This window comes from Desulfocurvus sp. DL1XJH-121 (assembly GCF_054819825.1).
Genome location: NZ_JBTVWW010000002.1, coordinates 79,943 through 102,350, shown reverse-complemented (window position 1 = coordinate 102,350; position 22,408 = coordinate 79,943). Strand labels below are relative to the sequence as shown.

The following is a 22,408-nucleotide window of genomic DNA, read 5'->3' as shown; positions in this document are numbered from 1 at the left end:
GCTTTACATGGGGGCAAAAGTCAACCCCTTTTTTAACCTCTTGCCGCCCGCTTTATTGGGACGATGCATGGGGCCCGCCGCATCACGCGCCCGTGGATGCGGCGGACCCCATGGCCGGTTTTGCGCCTGCCGTTGCGGACCGGTGGCTCAATCCCCGTAATTTTCCAGCAGCAGCCGCTCCACGGCCTCGCGGGTCACGGCCCGCGGGTTGTTGCCGATGAGCCGCGCCGCGCCTATGGCGCCCTGGGCGATATCCGGGATGGACTCCCGGGTCACGCCGTGGCTCTTCAGGGTGGTGGGGATGCCCAGGTCCGCGAGCAGCGCACGCACGGCGCGTACGCTCCTGCGCGCGGCCTCGATCTCCGAAAGCCCCTCGACGTCCTCCCCGAACAGCCTGGCGATCTCGATGAACTTCGCCGGGTTGGCCAGCAGATTGTATTCCATGATCCAAGGGCAGATGAAGGCCGTGAGCAGGCCGTGGGGCAGAGGGAACCGGCCCCCGATGGCCAGGGCGATGGCGTGCACCAGCCCGTTCTGGGTGTTGGAGAAGGCCATGCCCGCCATACAGCTGGCGTTGAGCATGTTCTCCCGGGCGTCGAGGTTGCCGCCCTGGGCGAAGGCCAGGCGCAGGTTTGCGGCGATGAGGCCGATGGCCCTGCGGTTCAGGGTGTCCGTGTACGCCGTGGCGTGCAGCCCGGTGAAGGACTCCACGGCGTGCACCAGGGCGTCCATGCCCGTGGTGGCCGTGAGATGGGGCGGCAGCCCCACGGTCAGCCCCGCGTCCAGCAGCACCGTGGACGCATAGAGGTGCTCGCTGACCACGGCCTTCTTGATGTTGTTGGCCGTGTCCGAAAGCACCGAGATGGAGGTCACCTCGCTGCCCGTGCCCGCGGTGGTGGGCACCAGAATCAGCGGCAGCCCGGGCCGGGGCACCAGCTCCATGCCGAAATACTTCTCCACCGGGCCCTCGTTGGCCAGCAGGGCCGCCGTGACCTTGGCGATGTCCAGGGAGCTGCCGCCGCCCAGGCCGATGACCACGTCGGGCGCGGCCGCCCTGCCCGCTTCGAGGCTCTTGTCCACCACCGCGATCTTCGGGTCCGGCTCCACGCCCGTGAAGCTCGCCACCCCGAAGCCCTCGCCCTCCAGGACGCCCGCCACTGTGTCGAGGATGCCGAGCTGGGCCATGGCCGGGTCGGCCACCACCAAAACCTTGCTCCCGCCCAGGCGGGCGACCTCGCGGCCCACCTGCCCGATGGAGCCGACGCCGTGGACGATCCTGCGGACCGTGTTGAAAGACTGCATGTCCGGATTCCTCCCGATGTGTGCCGCTAGAGAATGAGTGTGGATTCGTCGATGATCTCCCGCCGCAGTTCAAGAAAGCGGTAATCCGTCATGTCCCTGGGCCGCTCCAGGTCCACGGTGTAGGTCTTGTGCACCCGTCCGGGGAGCTTGCCCTCCATGGTCACGATGCGGTCGCCCAGGAACAGGGCCTCGTCGATGTTGTTGGTCACGAAGAGCACCGTGCGCTTTTCCAACTCCCAGATGCGCTCGGTCTCCTGCTCCATGAATATCCTGGTCTGGGCGTCCAGCTGGCCGAAGGGCTCGTCCAGGAGCATGACCTTGGGCTTGTTGGCGTAGGAGCGGGCGATGCCCACCCGCTGCTTCATGCCGCCCGAAAGCTGGTGCGGATAATGGCGCTCGAAGCCCTCCAGGCCCACCAGCTTGATGTAGTGCATGGCTGTTTCCCGGCGCTCCTTCTTGGGCACCTTGCGCAGCTTGGGCCCCATCTCCACGTTGCCCAGCACGGTCTTCCAGGGGAAGAGCATGTAGCTCTGGAAGACCAGTCCCCTGTCCGGGCCGGGGCCGGCGACCTCCTCGCCGTCCAGGGTCGTGGTGCCCGTGGTGGGCTTCTCCAGCCCGGCCAACACGCGCAGCAGCGTGCTCTTGCCGCATTGCCCGGGCCCCAGGATGACCAGGAACTCGTTCTCGTAGACCTCGAGGTCCACGTCCTTCAGCACGGGCACTTCCTGGCGGCCCTTCTGGATGAAGGTCTTGCTCACGTTGCGGCAGGCTATTTCTATCTTCCTGGTGTCCATTGCGCAGTCCACGTCAGGCCTCCCAGCTTGTACGGTATTAGAGTCCCTCGACCTCGCGCTTCCAGGGACAGAGCTTGTGTTCCAGGGCCGAGAGCACCAGGGTCGTGCCCCAGGCCGCCAGGGCGATGGCCACCATGCCGCCGATGACCAGGGCCGGCTGGCAGAGGTTCATGCCCTGGACGATGATGAATCCGAGTCCGGACCGGGCGCTGACCAACTCGGCCGCCAGCACGCAGGTCCAGCCGATGGACAGGGATATCTGCAGCCCGGCGAAGATGGCCGGAAATGACGCCGGGAAGCAGACGTGCAGAATCTCGTCGCGGCGGTTGCCGCCCAGGGTGCGGATCACGTCGTAGAGCTCCGGCTCCACCAGGCGCACGCCGTTGTAGGCGTTGAGCAGGCAGGGCACGAAGGTCCCCAGGGCGATGATGAAGACCTTGGAGGTCTCGCCGATGCCGAACCAGAGGATGGAGATGGATATCCAGGAAATGGGCGGCATGGGCTTCAACAGGTCGAAGAGCGGCTTGACCACGGCGTTGACGTAGCGGTTGAGCGCCATGAACAGGCCCAGGGGGACGGCCACGGCCGCGGCGATGGAAAAGCCGATGATCACCCGGCGGACGCTGGCCCAGGCGTGGCCCCAGAGGGTCATCTCGGCCAGGGTGTCCTGGGTCAGGCGCGTCAGCTCCCGGGCCACCTCCAGGGGAGTGGCCAGGGAGCTGGCCCCGCGGCCCAGGACCTGAGACCCCGCCAGCACGGTCCAGAGGGTGAAGAAGGAAACCAGGGACACGGCGTACAGGAACCAACGGTTGGTCAGCAGCCCCTTGAGGTCGAGGGGCGCGCGCTCCCGCACGCGGCAGACGACTTCGTTGGCCTGGTTCGTTTCCAGTGCGAGGGAATCGGTCTGAGTCATCGTCTACCTCCTGATTCCGGCCAGAAGCCGCCGTTCCACCATGTCGATACCCACGCCGATGACGGCGCCGGTCAGGCCGACCATGATCATGCCCAGGACCACCATCTCGGGCATGGCCAGGCGGCGGCCCATGGTGATCATGAACCCCAGGCCCTGGTCCGCGGCCAGGAGCTCGGCGGCCACCAGGTTGGTCCAGCAGCAGGCCAGGGCGATCTGCAGCGCGCCGAAGACCATGGGCAGGGCCGAGGGGATGCAGAGCTTCCTGAAAATTTGCCAGTCGTCGGCCCCGTAGGTGCGGGCCATCTGGATGAGGGTGGGGTTGGTCATCTTGACCCCCACGTAGGCGTTGATGACGCAGGGCACCAACCCCCCGAGCCAGATGATGAAAACCTTGCCGGGCAGCCCGATGCCGAACCAGAAGATGGTCAGGGGGATCCAGGCCACGGGCGGGATGGGCCGGACGATCTCGAAGATGGGCCGCGCCAGTCCCTCGGCCACGTTGAACCAGCCCATGGCCAGCCCCAGGGGCAGACCCACCAGCAGGGCCAGAAAATAGCCGCTGAAGGCCTCTTGGATGCTCACCCAGGCGTGCTGGTGCAAGAGCGCGCCGTCAGGATTGACCTCCCACAATTTCACGCGCAGCAGCGCGAGCACCTCGCTGGGAGGGGCCAGCATGGTGGAGGGAACGACGCCGCAGCGCACGACCAGTTCCCAGGCCAGGAAGAACCCGGCGACACTGACCACAGGCAGAATCTTGAGGGCGAGGGGTGTCTGGATCTTGATTTCCCGATAGGCTGTGGACATGGGTCTCACCTTCCCTGCTTCAATCGGATGGAATCCGCTCCCCCCGCCCCGGCGGGGCGGGGGGAGGCGATCAGACCTACTTGATCGTAGGAACCAGCTTCAGGAACTTGTCGGTGATGTAGAATCCCGTCGCGAGTTTCTCGCCCTCGGCGGGCTTGAGCTTGCCCAGATTCGTGAAGAACTGGACCAGGCTCTTCTGCCAGTTCTGCACGTGGCTGGGGCCCTTGGAGGTGTCGAACATCTTGAGCTGCTCCTCCAGAGTGTAGACGGGGTGCATCTCGATATCCATACGCGCCTCGTCCTGGGTCATGTTCAGGCCGGCCCACTTGAGGAACTTGGCGTAGTCGGGAGCCAGCTTGGCACCTTCCTTGCGCACCATGTCGATGCCCCGGAAGTAGACCTTGAGGAACCGGGCCACGGTTTCGGGGTTCTGGTCGCAGTATTCCTTGTCGCCCACGAGCACGATGGGCACGAGGCCACCGGCCTTCTTGACGTCGGAAGCGATCTTCCAGCCCTTTTTCATGCCGTTGTACATCTGGGGAGCCCAGAGGACCACGGCGTCGCCGATGCCGTTCTCATATGCGGCCACGCACTGGGCCGGGTCCATGTTCTTGACCACGACGTCCTTGTCCGTGAGGCCCAGGGCCTTGAGCCAGAGACTCATGGCGTAGTGGCCCGAGGAGATGGTGGTCACCAGGATGGTCTTGCCCTTGACGGTCTCGGGGCTGCCGAACACCTCGGGGTGCTTGGGATTGAAGCCCTTGGTCCCGAGGATGGGGCTGTCCGGACGCACGAGCACCGCGTTGCACAGGGACTCGTCGTTGCCGATGGCCAGGAGATAGGCGTTGTGCCGCAGGGCGCCGAACATCATGGGCACGCCGCCGGTGCCGCCCACCACCCACTGCTTGGCGGGCAGGGCCTCGACCTGGGCCATGCCCGAGTCGAACATCCAGAGCTTGAAGTCCAGCCCGACTTCCTTGTCCCAGCCGTGCTGGCGGGCGTACCAGGGAATGAAGGTCTCATTCTCGGCCTGCCAGGTCGTGTCCAGAACCAAGGGGTCCCCGGCCTGTGCGGGCAGGGAGAAACCAGAGAGCAGTACGCATACGATGAGGCAGCTCAGCCACAGTTTCCATTGCGACATGTGTAGACTCCTTTCGATGCTGCGGTTGGTTGCAGGTGGACGGTCCGAAAACGTCTCATCCCCGCCGCAGGGCGGGAATCACCACCAGCGGATCAATTCCGTGACCTCCTTGCGGATCCTCACGAACTCCGGATCCATGAAATCCCTTGGCCGGGGCAGGTCGACCCTAATCTCGGCCTTGATGGTCGTGGGCTTGTTGGACAGCACGAGGATGCGCTCCGCCACGTAGACGGCCTCCTCGATGTTGTGGGTGATGAACAGCACGGTGCTCTTCAGCCGCTGCCACAGATTGACCAGCTCGTCCTCTAGGTGGAAGCGCAGCTTGACGTCGAGCTGCCCGTAGGGCTCGTCCATGAGCAGCAGGTCCGGGTCCACGGCGAAGGCGCGGGACACGGCGATGCGCTGCAGCATGCTGGCCGAGACCTGGTTGGGATACAGGTCCGCGCACTGGGTCAGGCCCACCAGGGCCAATATCCGCTCCAGGCGCCTGTCGATATCGTCCTGGGGCATGCCCTTGATGGCCATGCCGAAGGCCACGTTGTCGCGCACCGTGCTCCAGGGCAGGCACGTGGGCTCCTGGAAGACGAAGGATATGTTGTGGCGCTTGGGGTCGGCATCCTCGCCGTTGATGAGGATGCTCCCGCTGGTCATGGGGATGAGGCGCGAAAGGGTGTTCAAGAAGGTAGTCTTGCCGCAGCCCGTGGGCCCGACGATGGCCACGAATTCGCCCTCGGCCACGTCGAAGCTGATGTCGTCGAGCACCAGCAGATCGCCGAAGCTCTTGGTCAGGTTCTTGACCTCTATCTTGACCTTCCTGTCCCCGCCGGGGGTTTCCCGGGCCGCCACGACGCCCTGGCCGTCGTCGGAAACGTCGAGTCGCCCGTGGGGGATGCAAGCGGCCGCGCAGCCGCTTGCGCTGGCATCAGTCGTAGTTCTCGGTTCTTCCGGCATCGTGTCTCCTCGTCTTGCGACCTAGGGACGGCTTCCCGGCGGGGCGCAGGGCGGGCCCGCGGCCCCGGGCGGGACCGCGGGCTTCTCCGTCTTCCTGATCTCCGTGCAGCGTTCTACGGTCATTGCGTTCCAGCCCCGCGGCTAGGCGAGCACCTTGATGATGGCGTCGCGCATGCCGCCGACGATGGTCCTGATCTCATCCTCGGTGACCACGTAGGCCGGGGCGAGATTGATCGTGTTGTTCAGCCCGGGGATGGAGCGGTTGGTCCGACCCACCAGGATTCCGGCCTGGGCCAGGGCCCCGGCCACGGCCACCACCTTGGCCTCGGGCAGAGGCTCCCTGGTCTCCTTGTCCGCCACAAACTCCACACCGCAGAGCAGACCCTTGCCGCGCACGTCGCCCACGCCGGGCAGGTCGCGCAGCCCCTGGAGCTCGTCCATGAGCAGATCGCCCATGCGCACGACCCGCTCCAGGAGATTCTCCTCCTCGATGATGCGCAGATTCTCCAGGCCCGCGCTGCACGCCGCCGCGCAGCCGCCGAAGGTGCTGATGTCCCGGAAATAGGCCAGCTTGTCCGAGGGGTCGTTGAGGAAGGCCGAGAATATCTCCTCGGTGGTGGCGGTGACGGACAGGGGCATGTAGGCGCTGGCCACGCCCTTGGCCATGGTCATGATGTCGGGCTTCACGCCGTACTGCTGGCAGCCGAACATGGTCCCGGTGCGGCCCATGCCGCAGACCACCTCGTCCATGATCATCAGCACGCCGTACTTGCGCAGGATGTCCATGAGGACGTCGTAGTATTCCGCGACCGGCGGGATGACACCGCCCCCGGCCGTGATGGGCTCGACGATCATCCCGCCCACGGTGTCGGGGCCCTCCCGGAGGATGACCTGCTCCACGGCCCGGGCGCAGTCGATGTCGCAGGAGGGATAGGTCTTGCCGAAGGGGCAGCGGTAGCAGCAGGCGTGGGGGAACTGGACGAATCCGTCCACAAAGGGGCCGAACCATTCGCGGCGCTCGTTCTGGCCGCTGCTGCTCAAGCAGGCGATGGTGGTTCCGTGGTAGTCGCGGTCCCGGTAGAGGATTTTCTTCTTCTTGGTGTTGCCCGTGATATGGGCCAGGGACCTGATGATCTTGTAGGCCTTCTCGTTGGCCTCGGATCCGCTGTTGGAAATGTAGATCCGACTCAGCCCAGGCATGTGGGAAACAAGCTTCTCGGCCAGTTCAATCGTTGGAAGGTTTCCGGCGACTGCCGCGTAATACGGCATCTTCACCATCTGGTCATATATTGCCCGGGCCATGCTCTCTCTGCCGTATCCTACGTTTACGCACCAGACACCGCCGGATGTCGCGTCCAGATACTCCTTCCCGTTCAAGTCCCACAATTTCACCCCTTTTCCTTCGACCATGATCATGGGAGGGGTGTTGATGAATACCTTGTGCTGGGTCAGATGATGCCAGGTATACTTTCTGTCCGCGTCAACATAAGCTTCGGCGTCTTCGGGTTGGAACTGGCGCATGCGAGCCTCCTTTCTATGTGCGAAACGTTATATCAGATCAAAATCACTCCATTTTTTTGTCTCAGCAATATACCCTTTGCCTTATGTCTAGACATAAGGTAGCTAAAAAGAAAAAGTCAAGGACGATTTCCCTATTTTTTCACTAGGTAATAGTTTCGCGATTTTCCACCCGCGCCGCGCAGGCGAACGGCAATGCAGGCGGAGCGTCTTGACGGAGCGGGTTTCCTGGGGCAGAGGCGATCTGAAGCCCGCGCGTCTCTCTGGGGCGCGGGAAAATGCACATCCAACACCAGGAAGGCGACATGGCGGCCAAATCCAAGTACGTGGTCATCTACGAATGGCTGTCCCAACAGATTGCCAGCAAACGCTACCTACCGGGAGACAAGCTCCCCGGAGAGGTTGAACTGGCCGAACAGTTCGGCGTGCACCGCATGACGGTCCGCCAAGCCATCAACAAGCTGGTCAACGACCATCTGGTGGTGCGCAAGCGCAGCCAGGGAACCTTCCTGCTCTCCACGGAGCGGCCCGTGCTGACCCGCTCTCTGGGCTCCATCTCCACCTACCACGACGACATCGTGAAGGCCGGTCTCAAGCCGTGCTACAAGACCCTGGAAGCCGTGATCGTTCCGGCGGACGACCGCGTGGCGTCCCTGCTGTGCCTGGCTCCGGGAACCGACGTGGTCTATCTGCAGCGCCTGATGCTCGCCAGCGGCGTGCCCCTGGTCCTGGAACAGAGCTACCTGCCTTCGGCCCTGTTTCCCGACCTGCTCACGCGGCCTCTGGAGACCATGCTCTACAGGATATTGAGCAGGGACTATGGCATGAGCCTGAAGTCCTCGCGCACGGAGATCGGGGCGATCATTCCCTCCGTGCAGGAAAGGAAACGGCTGAAGATAGACCAGGACTGCCCCTGCCTCTGGGCCGAGGGCGTGGTCTTCAAGGAGGACGGGCAGCCTGTGGAGTTCTCGCGGGCCCTGTTCAGGGGGGACAAGTACCGGTTCAAATGCGACATCGGCAGGTACGTGTGCGAGGAGATCGTACAGGCCGCCCCGCCAAGGGACCAGGCACCCCAAGTCGAAACCGAGGCCCGCGGCCGGTCCTGACCCGGCCCCTAACGGATGAGAACAAGCCCCGACCGAACGGCCGGGGCTTTTGTCGTCAGTGCGTCCGGGACGTGTGCGCCGCGAGTTCGGCCACCTCGTGGGCCATGAGCGGGCGCTCCATGGCCTGGGAGGCCTGCTGCACGGCCTTGGTCAGCGCGGCGATGTTCCCGGGGTTGCCCGCCGTGCCCAACAGGCCCAGGGCGGCGCTCACCGCGGCCCGGCCGCTCTTGGCGCCGAAGCCGAAGCGCCGGGCCTCGGGGGACGCGCCCACGGCCTCGGGCGGGAAGGGCTCGTACAGGGCCGGGGCCTTGACCAGACCGTCCACGTGCAGCCCCGATTCGCAGGCGAAAATGTCGCGCCCGCAGATGGGCTTGTTGCGCGGCACCGCGATGTCCGCCGCCGCCTCCACCAGGGTGCACGCACCGCGCACGGCCTCCAGGTCGTAGCACTGCACGTCCCGGCTGAGGGTCATGAACGAGGCCACTTCCTCCAGCCTGGAGATGCCCGTGCGCTCGCCGATGCCCAGCACGGTCACGTCGGCGTAGTCCGCGCCGGACTCCAGGGCCGTGACCGCGTTGGCCGTGGCCATGCCGAAATCGTCGTGGCAGTGCACCGCGATATCCCCGTGGTACACCTCGCGCAGGGCGGCGATGACCTCGCGCAGGGCCATGGGCGTGTACATGCCCACGGTGTCCGCGATGCGGATGCGCTCCGCCCCCAGCTCGCCCGCGCGCCTGGCCACGGCCAGCATGTAGTCGAAGTCCGCGCGCGAGGCGTCCTCCAGACCGATGGACACGTACTTGAAGCCCCGGTTGCGGGCCAGGGGGATCAGCTCGCGCAGCTTGTCCAGCACCCGCTGGCGGGTGGTGCCCAGCCTGGTGCCCAGATGCGCGTCGGAAATGGGCACGCCCATGCTCAGGCGGTCCGCGCCGGTGCGCGCGGCGAAATCGATGTCCTCGGCCTTGAGCCGCGCCCAGATGGACAGGGCCGACTCGCCCACCAGGCCCTTGGCCCAGCCCACCAGATCCTCAAGGCCCTCCTGCCCGGCCCATCCGGCCTCGATCTCCTCGACCCTGGCCGAGGCCAGCGCCCGGACCAGTTCGCGGCGGTCGGCGTTGCTGAAGTCCACTCCGTATGTCTGTGCGCCCTCGCGCAGGGTGGTGTCGATGAGCATGCGTGTCTCCTTGGGGATGAGCGTTCATGTGTGACGCCCTCTTATGAGCATATCCTATGCCATAGATTACAAATCAATAATTACAGCTGGATAAGGAAAAATCGACAGATTTCGCACCCACGACGAAAGCCTACATTTTTTGTCGGCCAGGACATTTTTGTCCATCCGGCTGTGTAGGTTTGTATTCTTTACCCTGGTGCGAGTTTCCTTAAATAGCCTTGCAAAACCAAGTGGTTATCTATGGCTTTTCAGTTTGGCACGCACGTTGCCTTGTCCGCACAAACACTGACGGGCACCCCCCCATCAACAAAACGGAGGACAAAGCAATGCGCAAGATCGCCATTTACGGAAAGGGCGGCATCGGTAAATCCACCACTACCCAGAACACCGTGGCCGGCCTGGCCACCATGGGCCGCAAGGTCATGATCGTGGGCTGCGACCCCAAGGCCGACTCCACCCGCCTGATGCTCGGCGGCCTGGCCCAGAAGTCCGTGCTCGACACCCTGCGCGACGAGGGCGAGGACGTGGAGCTGGAAGACATTCGCAAGCCCGGCTTCGGCGACACCTGGTGCGTGGAATCCGGCGGCCCCGAACCCGGCGTGGGCTGCGCCGGCCGAGGCATCATCACCTCCATCAACATGCTCGAGTCCCTGGGTGCCTACGAGGAGAGCGAGGGCCTGGACTACGCCTTCTACGACGTCCTCGGCGACGTGGTCTGCGGCGGTTTCGCCATGCCCATCCGCGACGGCAAGGCCGAGGAGATCTACATCGTCTGTTCCGGCGAGATGATGGCCATGTACGCGGCCAACAACATCTGCAAGGGCATCATGAAGTACGCCCAGTCCGGCTCCGTGCGCCTGGGCGGCCTGATCTGCAACTCCCGAAACGTGGATAACGAGAAGGAGATGATCCAGGAGCTGGCCAAGAAGCTCGGCACCCAGATGATCTACTTCGTGCCCCGCGACAACGACGTGCAGCGCGCCGAAATCAACCGCAAGACCGTCATCGAATGGGATCCCACCGTGGGTCAGGCCGACCACTACCGCGCCCTGGCCAAGGCCATCGACGAGAACACGTTGTTCGTCGTCCCCACCCCGCTGGAGATCGAGGACCTGGAGCAGCTGCTCATGGACTACGGCCTGATGGCCGCCTAACTCGGCGTTCAACTCAGATAAATCACAGGAGAAAATACTATGATGATCATGGTCAGAGCCATTGTCAGGCCCGAAAAGGCGGACGACGTCCTCGCGGCGCTCATGGATGCGGGGTTCCCGGCCGTCACCAAGTATTCCGTGGCCGGACGCGGCAAGCAGCGCGGCATCAAGATCGGCGAGATCACCTATGACGAGATTCCCAAGACCATGCTCATGAGCGTGGTCAAGGCCGAGGACAAGGACTTCGTCATCGAGACCGTCATGCAGGCCGCCCGCTCGGGCAAGAAGGGCGCTTTCGGCGACGGCAAGATCTTCGTCACCGAGGTCGAGGACGTCTACACCATCAGCTCCGGCGTGTGCGACACGGCCGTGGCCGAGGAAGGAGCCCCGGCATGAAGGAAGTCATCGCAGTCGTGCGCATGAACATGATGAACCGCACCAAGGCGGCCCTGACCGAAGCCGGCGTGGACGCGTTCTTCGCCAGCGAGGCCCAGGGGCGCGGCAAGGGCCTTGTGGACAGCAAGGTCCTGGAGGGCGCGGGCGCGGGTCACGAGGAGGCCGTGGCGCTGCTGGGCGAGCGCGGCAAGCTCTACTCCAAGCGCATCGTCTCCGTGGTGGCGCCGGACTCCGACGTCAAGGACGTGGTCCAGGCCCTCATCGAGGCCAACAAGACCGGCAGGCCCGGCGACGGCAAGATCTTCGTCGTGCCGGTGAAGGACGCCGTTCGCGTGCGCACCGGAGAAACCGGAGCGGCCTCTATCGTTTAACTTTTCCTCAGGAGACCAGATATGGCGACCGCCAAGAAGAAGCTCGTGAACTGGACGCCCACCGACGTCAAGGAGGAGATGCTCAAGAAGTATCCCCCCAAGGTGGCGCGCAAGCGGGCCAAACAGATACTCGTCAACGAGGCCTTGGAAAACGAGACCCCGGAAATCGCGGCCAACGTGCGCACCATTCCGGGCATCATCACCATGCGCGGCTGCACCTACGCGGGCTGCAAGGGCGTTATCCTCGGTCCCACGCGCGACATCGTGAACATCACCCACGGCCCCATCGGCTGCGGATTCTATTCCTGGCTGACCCGCCGCAACCAGACCGACGCCTCGGCCGAGGGCGCCGAGAACTACATGCCCTACTGTTTCTCCACCGACATGGAGGACAAGGACATCATCTTCGGCGGCGAGAAGAAGCTCGAGGCGGCCATCCAGGAGGCCTACGACCTCTTCCATCCCAAGGCCATCGCCATCTTCGCCACCTGCCCCGTGGGGCTCATCGGCGACGACATCCACGCCGTGGCCAGGAAGATGAAGGAGAAGTTCGGCGACTGCAACGTGTTCGGCTTCTCCTGCGAGGGCTACAAGGGCGTATCCCAGTCCGCCGGCCACCACATCGCAAACAACCAGATCTTCCGCCACGTGGTGGGCGAGAACGACGCGGAAAAGCCCGGCGAATACCGCATCAACCTGCTGGGTGAATACAACATCGGCGGCGACGGCTTCGAGATCGACCGCATCCTCAAGAAGTGCGGCATCACGAGCATCTCCACCTTCTCGGGCAACTCCACCTACGACCAGTTCGCCTCGGCCCACAAGGCCGACCTGAACTGCGTCATGTGCCACCGCTCCATCAACTACGTGGCCGACATGCTGGAGACCAAGTACGGCATCCCCTGGATCAAGGTGAACTTCATCGGCGCCCAGTCCACGGCCAAGAGCCTGCGCAAGATCGGCGCCTACTTCGGCGACAAATCCCTCATCGAGCGCATCGAGGAGGTCATCGCCGAGGAGATGCCCGCCGTGGAGGCCGCCATCGCCGACGTCCTGCCCCGCACCAAGGGCAAGAAGGCCATGCTCTTCGTGGGCGGCTCCCGGGCCCACCACTACCAGGAGCTGTTCGCCGAGATCGGCATGGCCACCCTGTCCGCGGGCTACGAGTTCGCCCACCGCGACGACTACGAGGGCCGCAGGGTCATCCCGGACATCAAGGTGGACGCGGACAGCCGCAACATCGAGGAGATCACCGTCGAGCCCGACGAGACCCGCTACAGCCCCCGCAAGTCCGCACAGGAGATGGCGGCCCTGGAAAAGGACGGGTTCACGTTCAAGGAATACGACGGGATGATCCCGGACATGCAGGAAGGCTCCCTGGTTGTGGACGACTGCAACCAGTACGAGGCCGAAAAGATGGTGGAGATGCTCAAGCCCGACATCTTCTGCGCGGGCATCAAGGAGAAGTACTCCATCCAGAAGCTGGGCATCCCCATGAAGCAGCTGCACAGCTACGACTCCGGAGGCCCCTACGCCGGGTTCAAGGGCGCCGTGAACTTCTACAACGAGATCGACCGCCTCGTGAACAGCAAGGTCTGGAGCTACATGAAGGCGCCCTGGCAGGAAGCCCCCGAACTTTCGGCCACCTACGTCTGGGAATAGCCCCAAGCCACACCAAGAGGATACTTACATGTTACTCAGACACACCCCCAAAGAGGTCGCCGAGCGCAAGACCTTGACCATCAACCCGGCCAAGACCTGCCAGCCGATCGGGGCCATGTATGCGGCGCTGGGCGTCCACGGATGCCTGCCCCACAGCCACGGCTCCCAAGGCTGCTGCGCCTACCACCGCAGCATGCTCACCCGGCACTACAAGGAGCCCATCTCCGCGGGCACCAGCTCCTTCACCGAGGGAGCTTCGGTGTTCGGCGGCCAGGCCAACCTGGTGCAGGCCCTGGACAACATGTTCACCATCTACGAGCCCGAAGTGGTGGCCGTGCACACCACCTGCCTGTCCGAGACCATCGGCGACGACCTGCCCCAGATCACGGACAAGGCCCGCAAGGAGGGCAAGATCCCGGCGGGCAAGGAAGTCATCTACGCCAACACCCCGAGCTATGTCGGATCCCATGTCACGGGCTTCTCCAACATGGTCAAGGGCATGGTCAACCTGGCCGTGTCCACGGGCCACAAGAACGGCAAGGTGAACGTCATCCCCGGCTGGGTCGAGCCCGCGGACATGGAGGAGATCAAGCGCATGGCCGCCCTGGTCGGCGTGGACATCACCCTGTTCCCGGACACCTCCGGCGTGCTCAACGGCCCCCTGTCCGGCGAGTACCACATGTTCCCCGAGGGTGGAGTCACCATCAAGGAGCTCAAGGGTTCGGGCGACGCCATCGGCACCCTGGCCCTGGGCGAGTGGTGTTCCTCCGAGGCCGCGCGCCTTCTGGACACCAAGTTCAAGGTGCCCTGCAAGGTCCTGGACATGCCCTTCGGCCTGAAGGCCACGGACCGCTTCATCGACGCCCTGCGCATCATCGCCGGGGTCAGCGTGCCCGAGGACATCACCCGCGAGCGCGGGCAGCTGGTGGATATGATCTCCGACATGCACCAGTACTTCTACCACAAGCGCGTGGCCCTGGCCGGGGACCCCGACCAGATGATCGCCCTGACCGAGTTCCTGTGCTCCATCGACATGTGCCCGGCCTACGTGGTCACCGGCACCCCGGGCAAAAAGTTCGAAAAGCGCATCAAGGAGATCACCGCCGACATGCCTTGCGAGGTCAAGGTCAAGTGCGGCCAGGGCGCGGACATGTTCCTGCTCCACCAATGGATCAAGAACGAGCCCGTGGATCTGATCATCTCCAACTCCTACGGCAAGTACATCGCCCGGGACGAGGACATCCCGATGGTGCGCTTCGGCTTCCCCATCACCGACCGGGTGGGGCACCAGTACTTCCCCACCGTCGGCTACAAGGGCGGAATCAGGCTCCTGGAAATGATCCTGGGCCGCCTGCTGGACCGCACGGACCGCGACGCTCCCGAGCAGAGCTTCGAACTCGTCTACTAAACCCCGCGCGCGGGGGAGGCCCCCCTCCCCCGCCGCATAACCAAGGCATCGTTCAATACGGGAGCGGACATGGCCACCGTGCATTCCATTCGAGGCAATCATCCCTGTTTCAGCCCCGGCGCGCGCGAGCGCGTGGGCAGGCTGCACCTGCCCGTTGCGCCCCGGGCCACGTCCCGCATCCGCTTTTCCCCGAGCGCCGCCCTGCCCGAGGCCCTGAGCCCCCAGGAAGCCCTGACGCTCCTGGACGACGTGCTGGCCGAGGGCCGCGAGCTGGGCATGGTGGGCATCACCGGCCCCGGCGACCCCATGGCCACGCCCGAGGCCACCCTGGAAACCCTGTCCCTGGTGCGCGCCAAGCACCCGGACCTGCCCCTGTGCCTGACCACCAACGGCCTGGGCGCGGCGGAGCACGCCGAGGCCCTGGCCGGGCTCGGCCTGTCCCACGCCACCGTGCTGGTGGACGCCGTGGACCCGGCCATAGCCGAGATGATCTACGCCTGGATCCGCCCGGGCACCCGCAACGTCCCCCTGCCCGAGGCCGCCGGGATGCTGGTGGAGGAGCAGGCCCGGGCCGTCAAGGCCCTGATCGCGGCGGGCGTGCCCGTGAAGGTCAACACCACGGTCTACCGGGGCTGCAACGAGGCCCACGTCGAGGACGTGGCCAGGACCATGGCCGCCCTGGGCGCCGTGGTCATGGCCGTGGTCCCCTTCCTGGCCGCGGACGAGGGCGGCGAGGACTACTTCGCCCTGCAGCCCGGCATGGGCGTGATGCGCGAGGTGCGCGAGGCCGCGGGCAGGCACATCGAGGTCATGACCCGCGAACCGGCCTGCGGCTGGGACCTGGTGGGCCTGGAGCGCCCCCTGGCCAAGGGCCCCGCCCTGTCTTGCGGCTCCGCCCCGGGCTCCGCCCCGCGCTCCGCCCTGCCCAAGCCCTCGGGCCGCCGGGTGAACGTGGCCGTGGCCAGCCGGGGCGGCATGGAAGTGGACGCGCACCTGGGGCAGACCGACAAATTTCTGATCTACGGCCCCCGCGAGGACGGGCTGCCCTGCCTGCTGGGCACGCGCAACGCGCCCCGGCCCGGGGGCGGCGACGCCCGCTGGGAAGAGCTGGCCCTGTCCCTGTCCGACTGTTTCGCGCTCCTGGCCGCCGGCGCGGGCGACAGGCCCCGCAAGGTGCTCGGCCGCCACGGCATCCGGGTGATGGTCACCGAAGCCGAGACCGAAGGGGCCGTGGACGTCCTGTTCGGCGGCGGCAAGAAGGACCGTTGCCGCAGGCGCAAGATCAACTAGGCCCACCGGCCACACCCCTAAGACGCATAGGAGATCACCATGGCTATTCCCGAACGTATGATTCTCGTCTGTCAGAGCTTCCGCCTGGGCGGAGAGCCCAAGGGCCTGTGCAACAAACAGGGCAGCGGCGACTACCTGCAATACATCGAGGAGGAGATCCTCGATCGCGGCCTGGACTGCCAGGTCGTCACCACGGGCTGCCTCAAACAGTGCGAGGTGGGCCCCGTGATGGTGATCCAGCCCGACAACTGGTGGTTCAAGGGCGTGGACGGCGAAGAGGCCATCGACGCCATCCTGGACGCCCTGGAAGACGGCGAACCCTGCGCGGACTACCTGATTCCCTGACGCGGCGGGAAAACGGGCCGGCCGCCCCGCCCGGGCGGCCGGCACACAGAGAACGGAGATTCCCATGACCATGGACGTGCTTGAAGAGCGCAAGGACCAGATATTCACCGTAGGCGAGGGCGCCCCGGACGCAGACGCCTTCGACATGGCCTGCAACCGCCCCAGCCTGGCCGGGGCCGTGTCCCAGCGCGCCTGCGTGTTCTGCGGTTCGCGCGTGGTGCTCTATCCCATCGCCGACGCCCTGCACCTGGTGCACGGGCCCATCGGCTGCGCGGTCTACACCTGGGACATCCGCGGCTCCCTGTCCTCGGGCCCCAGCCTGCACCGCCTGTCCTTCTCCACGGACCTGCAGGAGAACGACGTGATCTTCGGCGGCGAGAAGAAGCTCGAAGCCGCCCTGTGCGAGCTCATCGAGCGCCACGCCCCCAAGGCCGCCTTCGTCTACTCCACCTGCATCGTGGGCATCATCGGCGACGATGTCGAGGCCGTGTGCCGCAGGGTGGGCGGAAAGTACGGCATCCCCGTGCTGCCCGTGCAGTCCGAGGGCTTCAAGGGCAGCAAGCGCGAGGGCTACCTCGCGGCCTGCAAGGCCATGAACCGCCTGGTGGGCACCGGCGACACCTCGGACATCAGCCCCCTGTCCGTGAACATCCTCGGGGACTTCAACCTAGCCGGGGAGATCTGGATCATCCGCAACTACCTGGAGCGCATGGGCGTGGAGGTGGTGGCCAACATCACGGGCGACGGCCGCGTGGGCGACGTGCGCAGGGCTCACGGCGCGGCCCTGAACCTGGTGCAGTGCTCCGGCGCAACCATGGACCTGGCCAAGATGATGCAGGAGGAGCACGGCGTGCCCTTCGTTCGCGTGTCCTACCTGGGCATCGAGGACATGGCCGAGTCCCTGTACAAGGTCGCCGAATTCTTCATGGACATCGATCCGACCATCGAGACCCGCACCGTGGAGCTGGTGCGCGAGGAGCTGGAGAGCCTGATGCCCAGGCTGGCCGAGCTGCGGAGGGACCTGGAGGGCAAACGCGCGGCCATCTACGTGGGCGGGGCCTTCAAGGCCTTCTCCCTGGTCAGGGCCTTCCGCCATCTGGGCATGAAGGTGGTCCTGGTGGGCTCCCAGACCGGCACCAAGGAAGACTACCGCGAACTGGCCACCATCACGGACCCGGGCACGGTGATCATCGACGACGCCAACCCCCTGGAGCTGTCCAAGTACATCAAGGAAAAGGACGTGGACGTGTTCGTGGGCGGGGTCAAGGAACGGCCCATCGCCTTCAAGCTGGGCGTGGGCTTCTGCGACCACAACCACGAGCGCAAGATCGCCCTGGAGGGCTTCGTGGGCATGTACAACTTCGCCAAGGAGATACACGCCTCGGCCATGAGCCCCATCTGGAACTTCATGCCCCGGAGGCGCAAGGCCCCGGAGGCCGAAACCTGTCCGCCCCTGGCGGCGGAAGCAGGAGGTGCGTCATGAGCGCCACCGCCACGGCCATGAGGCCCAACTACGTGTCCACCACCAACGCCTGCAAGCTCTGCACGCCCCTGGGCGCCACCCTGGCCTTCAAGGGCATCGCCAAGGGCGTGCCCTTCCTGCACGGCTCCCAGGGCTGCGCCACCTACATGCGGCGCTACATCATCAGCCATTTCCGCGAGCCCATGGACATCGCGTCCTCGGCCCTGGGCGAGAAGAACGCCATCTACGGCGGCGGCCCGAACCTCAAGAAGGGCCTGCTGAACGTGATGCGCAAGTACGCCCCCGAGGTCATCGGCGTGGCCACCACCTGCCTCACCGAGACCATCGGCGACGACGTGAAGATGATCCTCTTCGAGTTCCGCAAGGAGTTCGGCGACCTGCCCCTGCCCGAGGTGGTGCAGGTGTCCACGCCCAGCTATTCGGGCACGCACATGGACGGGTTCCACGGGGCCGTGCTGGCCATGGCCGAGCAGTTGTGCGTGGAGCAGGCCGAACCCACGGGCAAGGTCAACGTCATGCCCGGGTTCGTGTCCCCCGAGGACCTGCGCGAGATCCGCCACATGCTGGCGGCCTTCAGGCTCAAGGGCACGCTCTTGCCCGACTATTCCGACACCATGGACGGCCCGAGCTACGAGGAATACGAGCCCATCGCCCCGGGCGGCACCACCCTGGAGGAGATCCGGGCCATGTCCGGCGCCCTGGCCTCGGTGGAGTTCGGGGGCTCGCTGTTCGGGCGCAAGACCGCCGGCGCCTCCCTGGAGAACCGCTTCGGGGTGCCCAACCGCTCCCTGGGCACGCCCATCGGCCTGCGCGCCACCGACGCCCTCATGGAGGCGCTCTCGGAGATCACCTGCAAGCCCGTCCCCGCATCCCTCACGGCCGAGCGCGGCCGACTGCTGGACGCCCTGGTGGACGGCCACAAGTACATCGCGGGCAAGCGCGCCGTGGTCTACGGCGAGGAGGACCTCGTGCTGGGCATGATTTCCTTCCTGGCCGAGATCGGCATCCGGCCGGTGCTCGTGGGCACGGGCGCGGGCGGCGGCCGCCTGCGCGGCAAGGTGCACGAGGCCTGCTCCAAGCTCCTGCCCGAGATGCCCGAGGTCATGGAGAAGGTGGACTTCTTCGACATGGCCGAGCGCGCGGCGGAGCTCAAGCCCGACTTCCTGGTGGGCAACAGCAAGGGCTACCGCTACGCCCGGGAATGGAACGCGGACCTCTTGCGCGCGGGCTTCCCCGTCCACGACCGCTTCGGGGCCCAGCGCATCCGCACCCTGGGCTACCGGGGCGCCCTGGAGCTGTTCGACCGCCTGGTGAACATGGCCATCCGGCGCAAGCAGGAAACGTCGGAAATCGGCTACGGCTACATCTAGAAAACCTTGTTGAGACGAGCATGAGGAGACACCCCATGAGCGATACGCGCGACACCACCAAGCACCCCTGTTTCAACAAGGACATCAAGGGCCAGTGCGGCAGGGTCCACCTGCCCGTGGCGCCCAAGTGCAACGTGCAGTGCAACTTCTGCAACCGCAAATACGACTGCGTGAACGAATCCCGCCCTGGCGTGACCTCGGCGGTGCTCTCCCCGGGCCAGGCCACCCGCTACATGGACGACGTGCTGGCCAAGGAGCCGCGCATCACCGTGGCCGGCATCGCCGGGCCCGGCGACCCCTTCGCCAACCCCCTGGAGACCCTGGGCACCATGCGGCGCATCCGCGAGAAGTACCCGAACCTGCTGTTCTGCGTGTCCACCAACGGCCTGAACCTGCCGGGATACCTGGACGACCTGAGGGACCTGGGCGTGACCCACGTCACCGTGACCATAAACGCCGTGGATCCGGAGATCGGCGGCAAGGTCTACAAGTGGGTGCGCGACGGCAAGGTCATGTACCAGGGCCTGGAGGCGGGCAAGCTGCTCCTGGACCGCCAGCTCGCGGCCATCAAGGGCCTCAAGGAGCGGGGCATCTGCGTGAAGGTCAACACCATCGTCATCCCCGGGATCAACGACCACCACGTGGAGGAAATCGCCCGCGCGTCCAAGGAGCTGGACGTGGACCTGCACAACCTGATCCCCCTCTGCCCGGTGGAAGGAACCGCCTTCGGCCATCTGCCCGAGCCCACCAAGGCCGAGATGAAGGAACTGCGCGCGGCCGCCGGGGCCCACGTGCCCCAGATGACCCACTGCCGCCGCTGCCGCGCCGACGCCGTGGGCCTCCTGGACAAGGACATCTCCGGCAGCATGGCCGGGTGTTTGTCCGCCTGTTCCAAGCTGGAGCTGCCCATGATCGAGGCCAAGCCCTACGTGGCCGTGGCCACCCGCGAGGGCCTGCTCGTGAACCAGCACCTGGGCGAGGCCAAGCGCTTCCAGGTCTGGGGGCTCAAGGACGGCGCGCCCGTGATGCTGGAGGAGCGCCAGGCCCCGCCCACGGGGTGCGGCCCCAAGCGCTGGAGCGCCCTGGCCGCCACCCTCAAGGACTGCGGCTCAGTCTTCTGCGCGGCCGCGGGCGAGACGCCCATCCTGCTGCTCAAGGAGTCGGGCCTGGACGTGCACGCTTGCTCCGGGTTCATCAACGACATCCTGGGCGCGCACTTCGGCACCGGCGACCTCTCGCCCTACAAGGCCCGCGTCAGCGGCGGCTGCGCCCTGGGCGGCTGCACGGGCGGCGGCGAAGGCTGCGGCTGATCCCGCCCCCGACGAACTAATTAAACAAGGCCTCGCGCAGCTACTGCGCGGGGCCCTGATGCTTCCCGGACCAAAGCGGACGCAACGCGGTCCGCTCACGGTCTCAGGCAGTTCAAAAACGTGCGGATGCAAGACGCAAGAAAAAGGCAAGACCGACGCGTATTCCCCGCGCTTTCGCTACGCGAGGTTTTGCCTTTTTCGCAGCAACGAAGCAGACGTGCGCTTTTCAACTGCCTGAACGTTTTTCGCGGCGGCAGCGCATCCTGCCCGCCGCAACATCCTCTTCGAGGCCGAATTTCCTGATGCGGTAGCCGATCTGGCGTTCGGTGATGCCCAGGGCCTCGCCCGCGCGGCGCTTGATCCAGCTGTTCTCGCGCAGGGCGCGGACCACCTCCTCGCGCTCCGTGTCCTTGAGGGACTTGATGGGCGGGGCGGGTGCCGGGGCCACGGCGGCCTCGGGGCCGCCCCAGGCCTGCGCGGGCGCGGCCTCGCCGTTTTCCTGGGGCAGGACGCAGGACTCGGGCACGATGGCCTGCTTGATGTGGTCCAGGTCGATGCGGTTGCCCTCGGCCATGATCACCAGGCGCTCCACCAGGTTCTCCAGCTCGCGCACGTTGCCGGGCCAGTCGTGCTGGTTGAGGAGGGCCAGGGCCGGAGGCGTGAAGAACAGGTCGCGCCCGTATTCGCGGGCCACCTTGCGCAGAAAATGGTTGAGCAGGCCCACCACGTCCTCCTTGCGGCGGCGCAGGGGCGGCACGGTGATGGGAAAGACGTTCAGGCGGTAGTAGAGGTCCAGGCGGAAGCTGCCCTTGTCCACCAGGGTCTTCAAATCCCGGTTGGTGGCCGCGAGGATGCGCACGTCCGTGCGGATGGTGCGGTTGCCGCCCAGGCGCTCGAATTCGCGGTCCTGGAGCACGCGCAGCAGCTTGGCCTGCAGCCCCAGGGACAGCTCGCCGATCTCGTCCAGAAAGATGCTGCCCTTGTTGGCGTCTTCGAAACGCCCGGCCTTGGCCCCGGAGGCCCCGGTGAAGGCCCCGCGCTCGTAGCCGAAGAGCTCGCTCTCCAGGAGGTTCTCGGGGATGCTGGCGCAGTTGACCTTGATGAAGGGGTTGCTCTTGCGCTCGCTGAGTTCGTGGATGATGCGCGCGATGAGGGTCTTGCCCGTGCCCGACTCGCCCAGGAGCATGACCGTGGCCTTGGTGGGGGCCACCTTGGCCAGCTTGCGCTCCACCTCCTGCATGGAGGGGCTCTTGCCCACGATGTACAGGCCCTGGGCTTCCTTGGACAGCTGATACTTGAGGGTCACGTTCTCGCGCCGGAGGTCCTCCTCGCGGGCGCGCACGGTCTCGTTCAAACGGATGAACTGGGCGATGAGCGTGGCCAGGACGTTGAGGAATTCGATGTCCTCCTCGGGGGTGTTCCCGCCGCCGAAGAGCCGGTCCACGCTGAGCACGCCGATGGGCTCGTTGTTCAGGATGATGGGCACGCCCGTGTAGGAGATGCGCTCGTGCTTCGAGGCACGCGCGCCCGTGCGGTCCAGAAACAGCGGATCGTGGCTCACGTCGGGGACGTGCAGGGGCCGCATGGTGCGGAAGATGGTTCCCGTGACCCCTTCGCCGGAACGGTACACGCCCCGCTTGCGCTCCTCGTCGGAGAGCCCGTGCGAGGCCATGATCACCAGATGCTCGGAGTCCGGGTCCAGGAGCGTCACCGTGGCCCGCTCCATGGACAGGGTGGACGACAGGATGCGCAGCACCTCCTGCAAGGCGGCTTCCAGGTCCAAGGCCTTGTGGATGATGGCGCTGACGTCGGAGAGCACCTGAATCTTGAGAGCGCTGATGCTGGTATCCATGCCCGCATTTTTGCAAGAATCACACCCGCGCGCTCGCCAATGAACAGGCCCATTTTTATTCTTA

Annotated in this window: 20 protein-coding genes; 11 read left to right on the top strand and 9 right to left on the bottom strand. The window is 65.6% G+C overall.

Annotated features, from left to right (window positions below; genetic code table 11):
- Nucleotides 1-147: 147 nt before the first annotated feature.
- The 7 genes from ACYYG1_RS01955 to ACYYG1_RS01925 all read right to left on the bottom strand — a co-directional run bounded on the left by ACYYG1_RS01955 (nucleotide 148) and on the right by ACYYG1_RS01925 (nucleotide 7,315).
- Nucleotides 148-1,302 carry an iron-containing alcohol dehydrogenase gene (locus ACYYG1_RS01955; RefSeq protein ID WP_461208590.1) on the bottom strand — a complete coding sequence of 385 codons (1,155 nt, stop codon included), beginning with the start codon at nucleotides 1,300-1,302 and terminating at the stop codon, nucleotides 148-150.
- A 26-nt stretch (nucleotides 1,303-1,328) separates the two neighbouring features.
- Nucleotides 1,329-2,096, bottom strand: a complete 768-nt coding sequence (locus tag ACYYG1_RS01950; RefSeq protein WP_461208769.1) for an ABC transporter ATP-binding protein — start codon at nucleotides 2,094-2,096, stop codon at nucleotides 1,329-1,331.
- A 37-nt stretch (nucleotides 2,097-2,133) separates the two neighbouring features.
- Complete coding sequence (locus ACYYG1_RS01945; protein WP_461208589.1) at nucleotides 2,134-3,009, bottom strand: ABC transporter permease; 876 nt, start codon at nucleotides 3,007-3,009, stop codon at nucleotides 2,134-2,136.
- 3 nt (nucleotides 3,010-3,012) lie between these two features.
- A complete protein-coding gene (locus ACYYG1_RS01940; protein ID WP_461208588.1) occupies nucleotides 3,013-3,813 on the bottom strand; it encodes an ABC transporter permease in 801 nt (266 codons plus the stop codon).
- A gap of 76 nt (nucleotides 3,814-3,889) precedes the next feature.
- A complete protein-coding gene (locus tag ACYYG1_RS01935; protein WP_461208587.1) occupies nucleotides 3,890-4,954 on the bottom strand; it encodes an ABC transporter substrate-binding protein in 1,065 nt (354 codons plus the stop codon).
- A 78-nt stretch (nucleotides 4,955-5,032) separates the two neighbouring features.
- The gene (locus tag ACYYG1_RS01930) at nucleotides 5,033-5,905 is read right to left on the bottom strand and encodes an ABC transporter ATP-binding protein (protein WP_461208586.1); all 873 of its coding nucleotides are present in this window, start codon (nucleotides 5,903-5,905) and stop codon (nucleotides 5,033-5,035) included.
- Between the two features lie 141 nt (nucleotides 5,906-6,046).
- On the bottom strand, nucleotides 6,047-7,315 hold the full coding sequence (locus tag ACYYG1_RS01925; RefSeq protein WP_461208768.1) for an aminotransferase family protein: 1,269 nt from the start codon (nucleotides 7,313-7,315) through the stop codon (nucleotides 6,047-6,049).
- 413 nt (nucleotides 7,316-7,728) lie between these two features.
- On the opposite strand from ACYYG1_RS01925, the gene ACYYG1_RS01920 reads away from it, so the two are divergent.
- Nucleotides 7,729-8,529 (top strand): GntR family transcriptional regulator, encoded by an 801-nt coding sequence (locus tag ACYYG1_RS01920; RefSeq protein ID WP_461208585.1) that lies wholly within the window; start codon nucleotides 7,729-7,731, stop codon nucleotides 8,527-8,529.
- A gap of 55 nt (nucleotides 8,530-8,584) precedes the next feature.
- On the opposite strand, the gene ACYYG1_RS01915 is transcribed toward ACYYG1_RS01920, so the two are convergent.
- On the bottom strand, nucleotides 8,585-9,703 hold the full coding sequence (locus tag ACYYG1_RS01915; RefSeq protein ID WP_461208584.1) for a LeuA family protein: 1,119 nt from the start codon (nucleotides 9,701-9,703) through the stop codon (nucleotides 8,585-8,587).
- Between the two features lie 326 nt (nucleotides 9,704-10,029).
- On the opposite strand from ACYYG1_RS01915, the gene nifH reads away from it, so the two are divergent.
- The 10 genes from nifH to nifB all read left to right on the top strand — a co-directional run bounded on the left by nifH (nucleotide 10,030) and on the right by nifB (nucleotide 20,492).
- Nucleotides 10,030-10,857 (top strand): nitrogenase iron protein, encoded by an 828-nt coding sequence (nifH, locus tag ACYYG1_RS01910; RefSeq protein WP_461208583.1) that lies wholly within the window; start codon nucleotides 10,030-10,032, stop codon nucleotides 10,855-10,857.
- 39 nt (nucleotides 10,858-10,896) lie between these two features.
- The gene (locus ACYYG1_RS01905; protein WP_461208582.1) at nucleotides 10,897-11,253 is read left to right on the top strand and encodes a P-II family nitrogen regulator; all 357 of its coding nucleotides are present in this window, start codon (nucleotides 10,897-10,899) and stop codon (nucleotides 11,251-11,253) included.
- Nucleotides 11,250-11,624, top strand: coding sequence for a P-II family nitrogen regulator (locus ACYYG1_RS01900; RefSeq protein ID WP_461208581.1), 375 nt, complete (start codon nucleotides 11,250-11,252; stop codon nucleotides 11,622-11,624). Before ACYYG1_RS01905 ends, ACYYG1_RS01900 begins: the two co-directional genes overlap by 4 nt.
- A gap of 21 nt (nucleotides 11,625-11,645) precedes the next feature.
- Nucleotides 11,646-13,286, top strand: a complete 1,641-nt coding sequence (nifD, locus tag ACYYG1_RS01895; protein ID WP_461208580.1) for a nitrogenase molybdenum-iron protein alpha chain — start codon at nucleotides 11,646-11,648, stop codon at nucleotides 13,284-13,286.
- Nucleotides 13,287-13,314: 28 nt separating this feature from the next.
- Nucleotides 13,315-14,694, top strand: coding sequence for a nitrogenase molybdenum-iron protein subunit beta (nifK, locus tag ACYYG1_RS01890; RefSeq protein ID WP_461208579.1), 1,380 nt, complete (start codon nucleotides 13,315-13,317; stop codon nucleotides 14,692-14,694).
- Nucleotides 14,695-14,763: 69 nt separating this feature from the next.
- Nucleotides 14,764-15,984 carry a NifB/NifX family molybdenum-iron cluster-binding protein gene (locus tag ACYYG1_RS01885; protein WP_461208578.1) on the top strand — a complete coding sequence of 407 codons (1,221 nt, stop codon included), beginning with the start codon at nucleotides 14,764-14,766 and terminating at the stop codon, nucleotides 15,982-15,984.
- A 39-nt stretch (nucleotides 15,985-16,023) separates the two neighbouring features.
- Nucleotides 16,024-16,329: a (2Fe-2S) ferredoxin domain-containing protein gene (locus ACYYG1_RS01880; RefSeq protein WP_461208577.1), complete on the top strand. Its 306-nt coding sequence runs from the start codon at nucleotides 16,024-16,026 to the stop codon at nucleotides 16,327-16,329.
- Between the two features lie 64 nt (nucleotides 16,330-16,393).
- Nucleotides 16,394-17,812, top strand: a complete 1,419-nt coding sequence (gene nifE / locus ACYYG1_RS01875) for a nitrogenase iron-molybdenum cofactor biosynthesis protein NifE (RefSeq protein WP_461208576.1) — start codon at nucleotides 16,394-16,396, stop codon at nucleotides 17,810-17,812.
- A complete protein-coding gene (locus tag ACYYG1_RS01870) occupies nucleotides 17,809-19,182 on the top strand; it encodes a nitrogenase component 1 (RefSeq protein ID WP_461208575.1) in 1,374 nt (457 codons plus the stop codon). Before nifE ends, ACYYG1_RS01870 begins: the two co-directional genes overlap by 4 nt.
- A gap of 35 nt (nucleotides 19,183-19,217) precedes the next feature.
- Entirely contained in the window at nucleotides 19,218-20,492 is a 1,275-nt protein-coding gene (gene nifB, locus ACYYG1_RS01865) for a nitrogenase cofactor biosynthesis protein NifB (RefSeq protein ID WP_461208574.1), read from the top strand.
- 226 nt (nucleotides 20,493-20,718) lie between these two features.
- Here the strand turns inward: nifB and nifA are convergent, their stop codons facing one another.
- Nucleotides 20,719-22,344 carry a nif-specific transcriptional activator NifA gene (gene nifA, locus ACYYG1_RS01860; RefSeq protein WP_461208573.1) on the bottom strand — a complete coding sequence of 542 codons (1,626 nt, stop codon included), beginning with the start codon at nucleotides 22,342-22,344 and terminating at the stop codon, nucleotides 20,719-20,721.
- Nucleotides 22,345-22,408 lie beyond the last annotated feature (64 nt).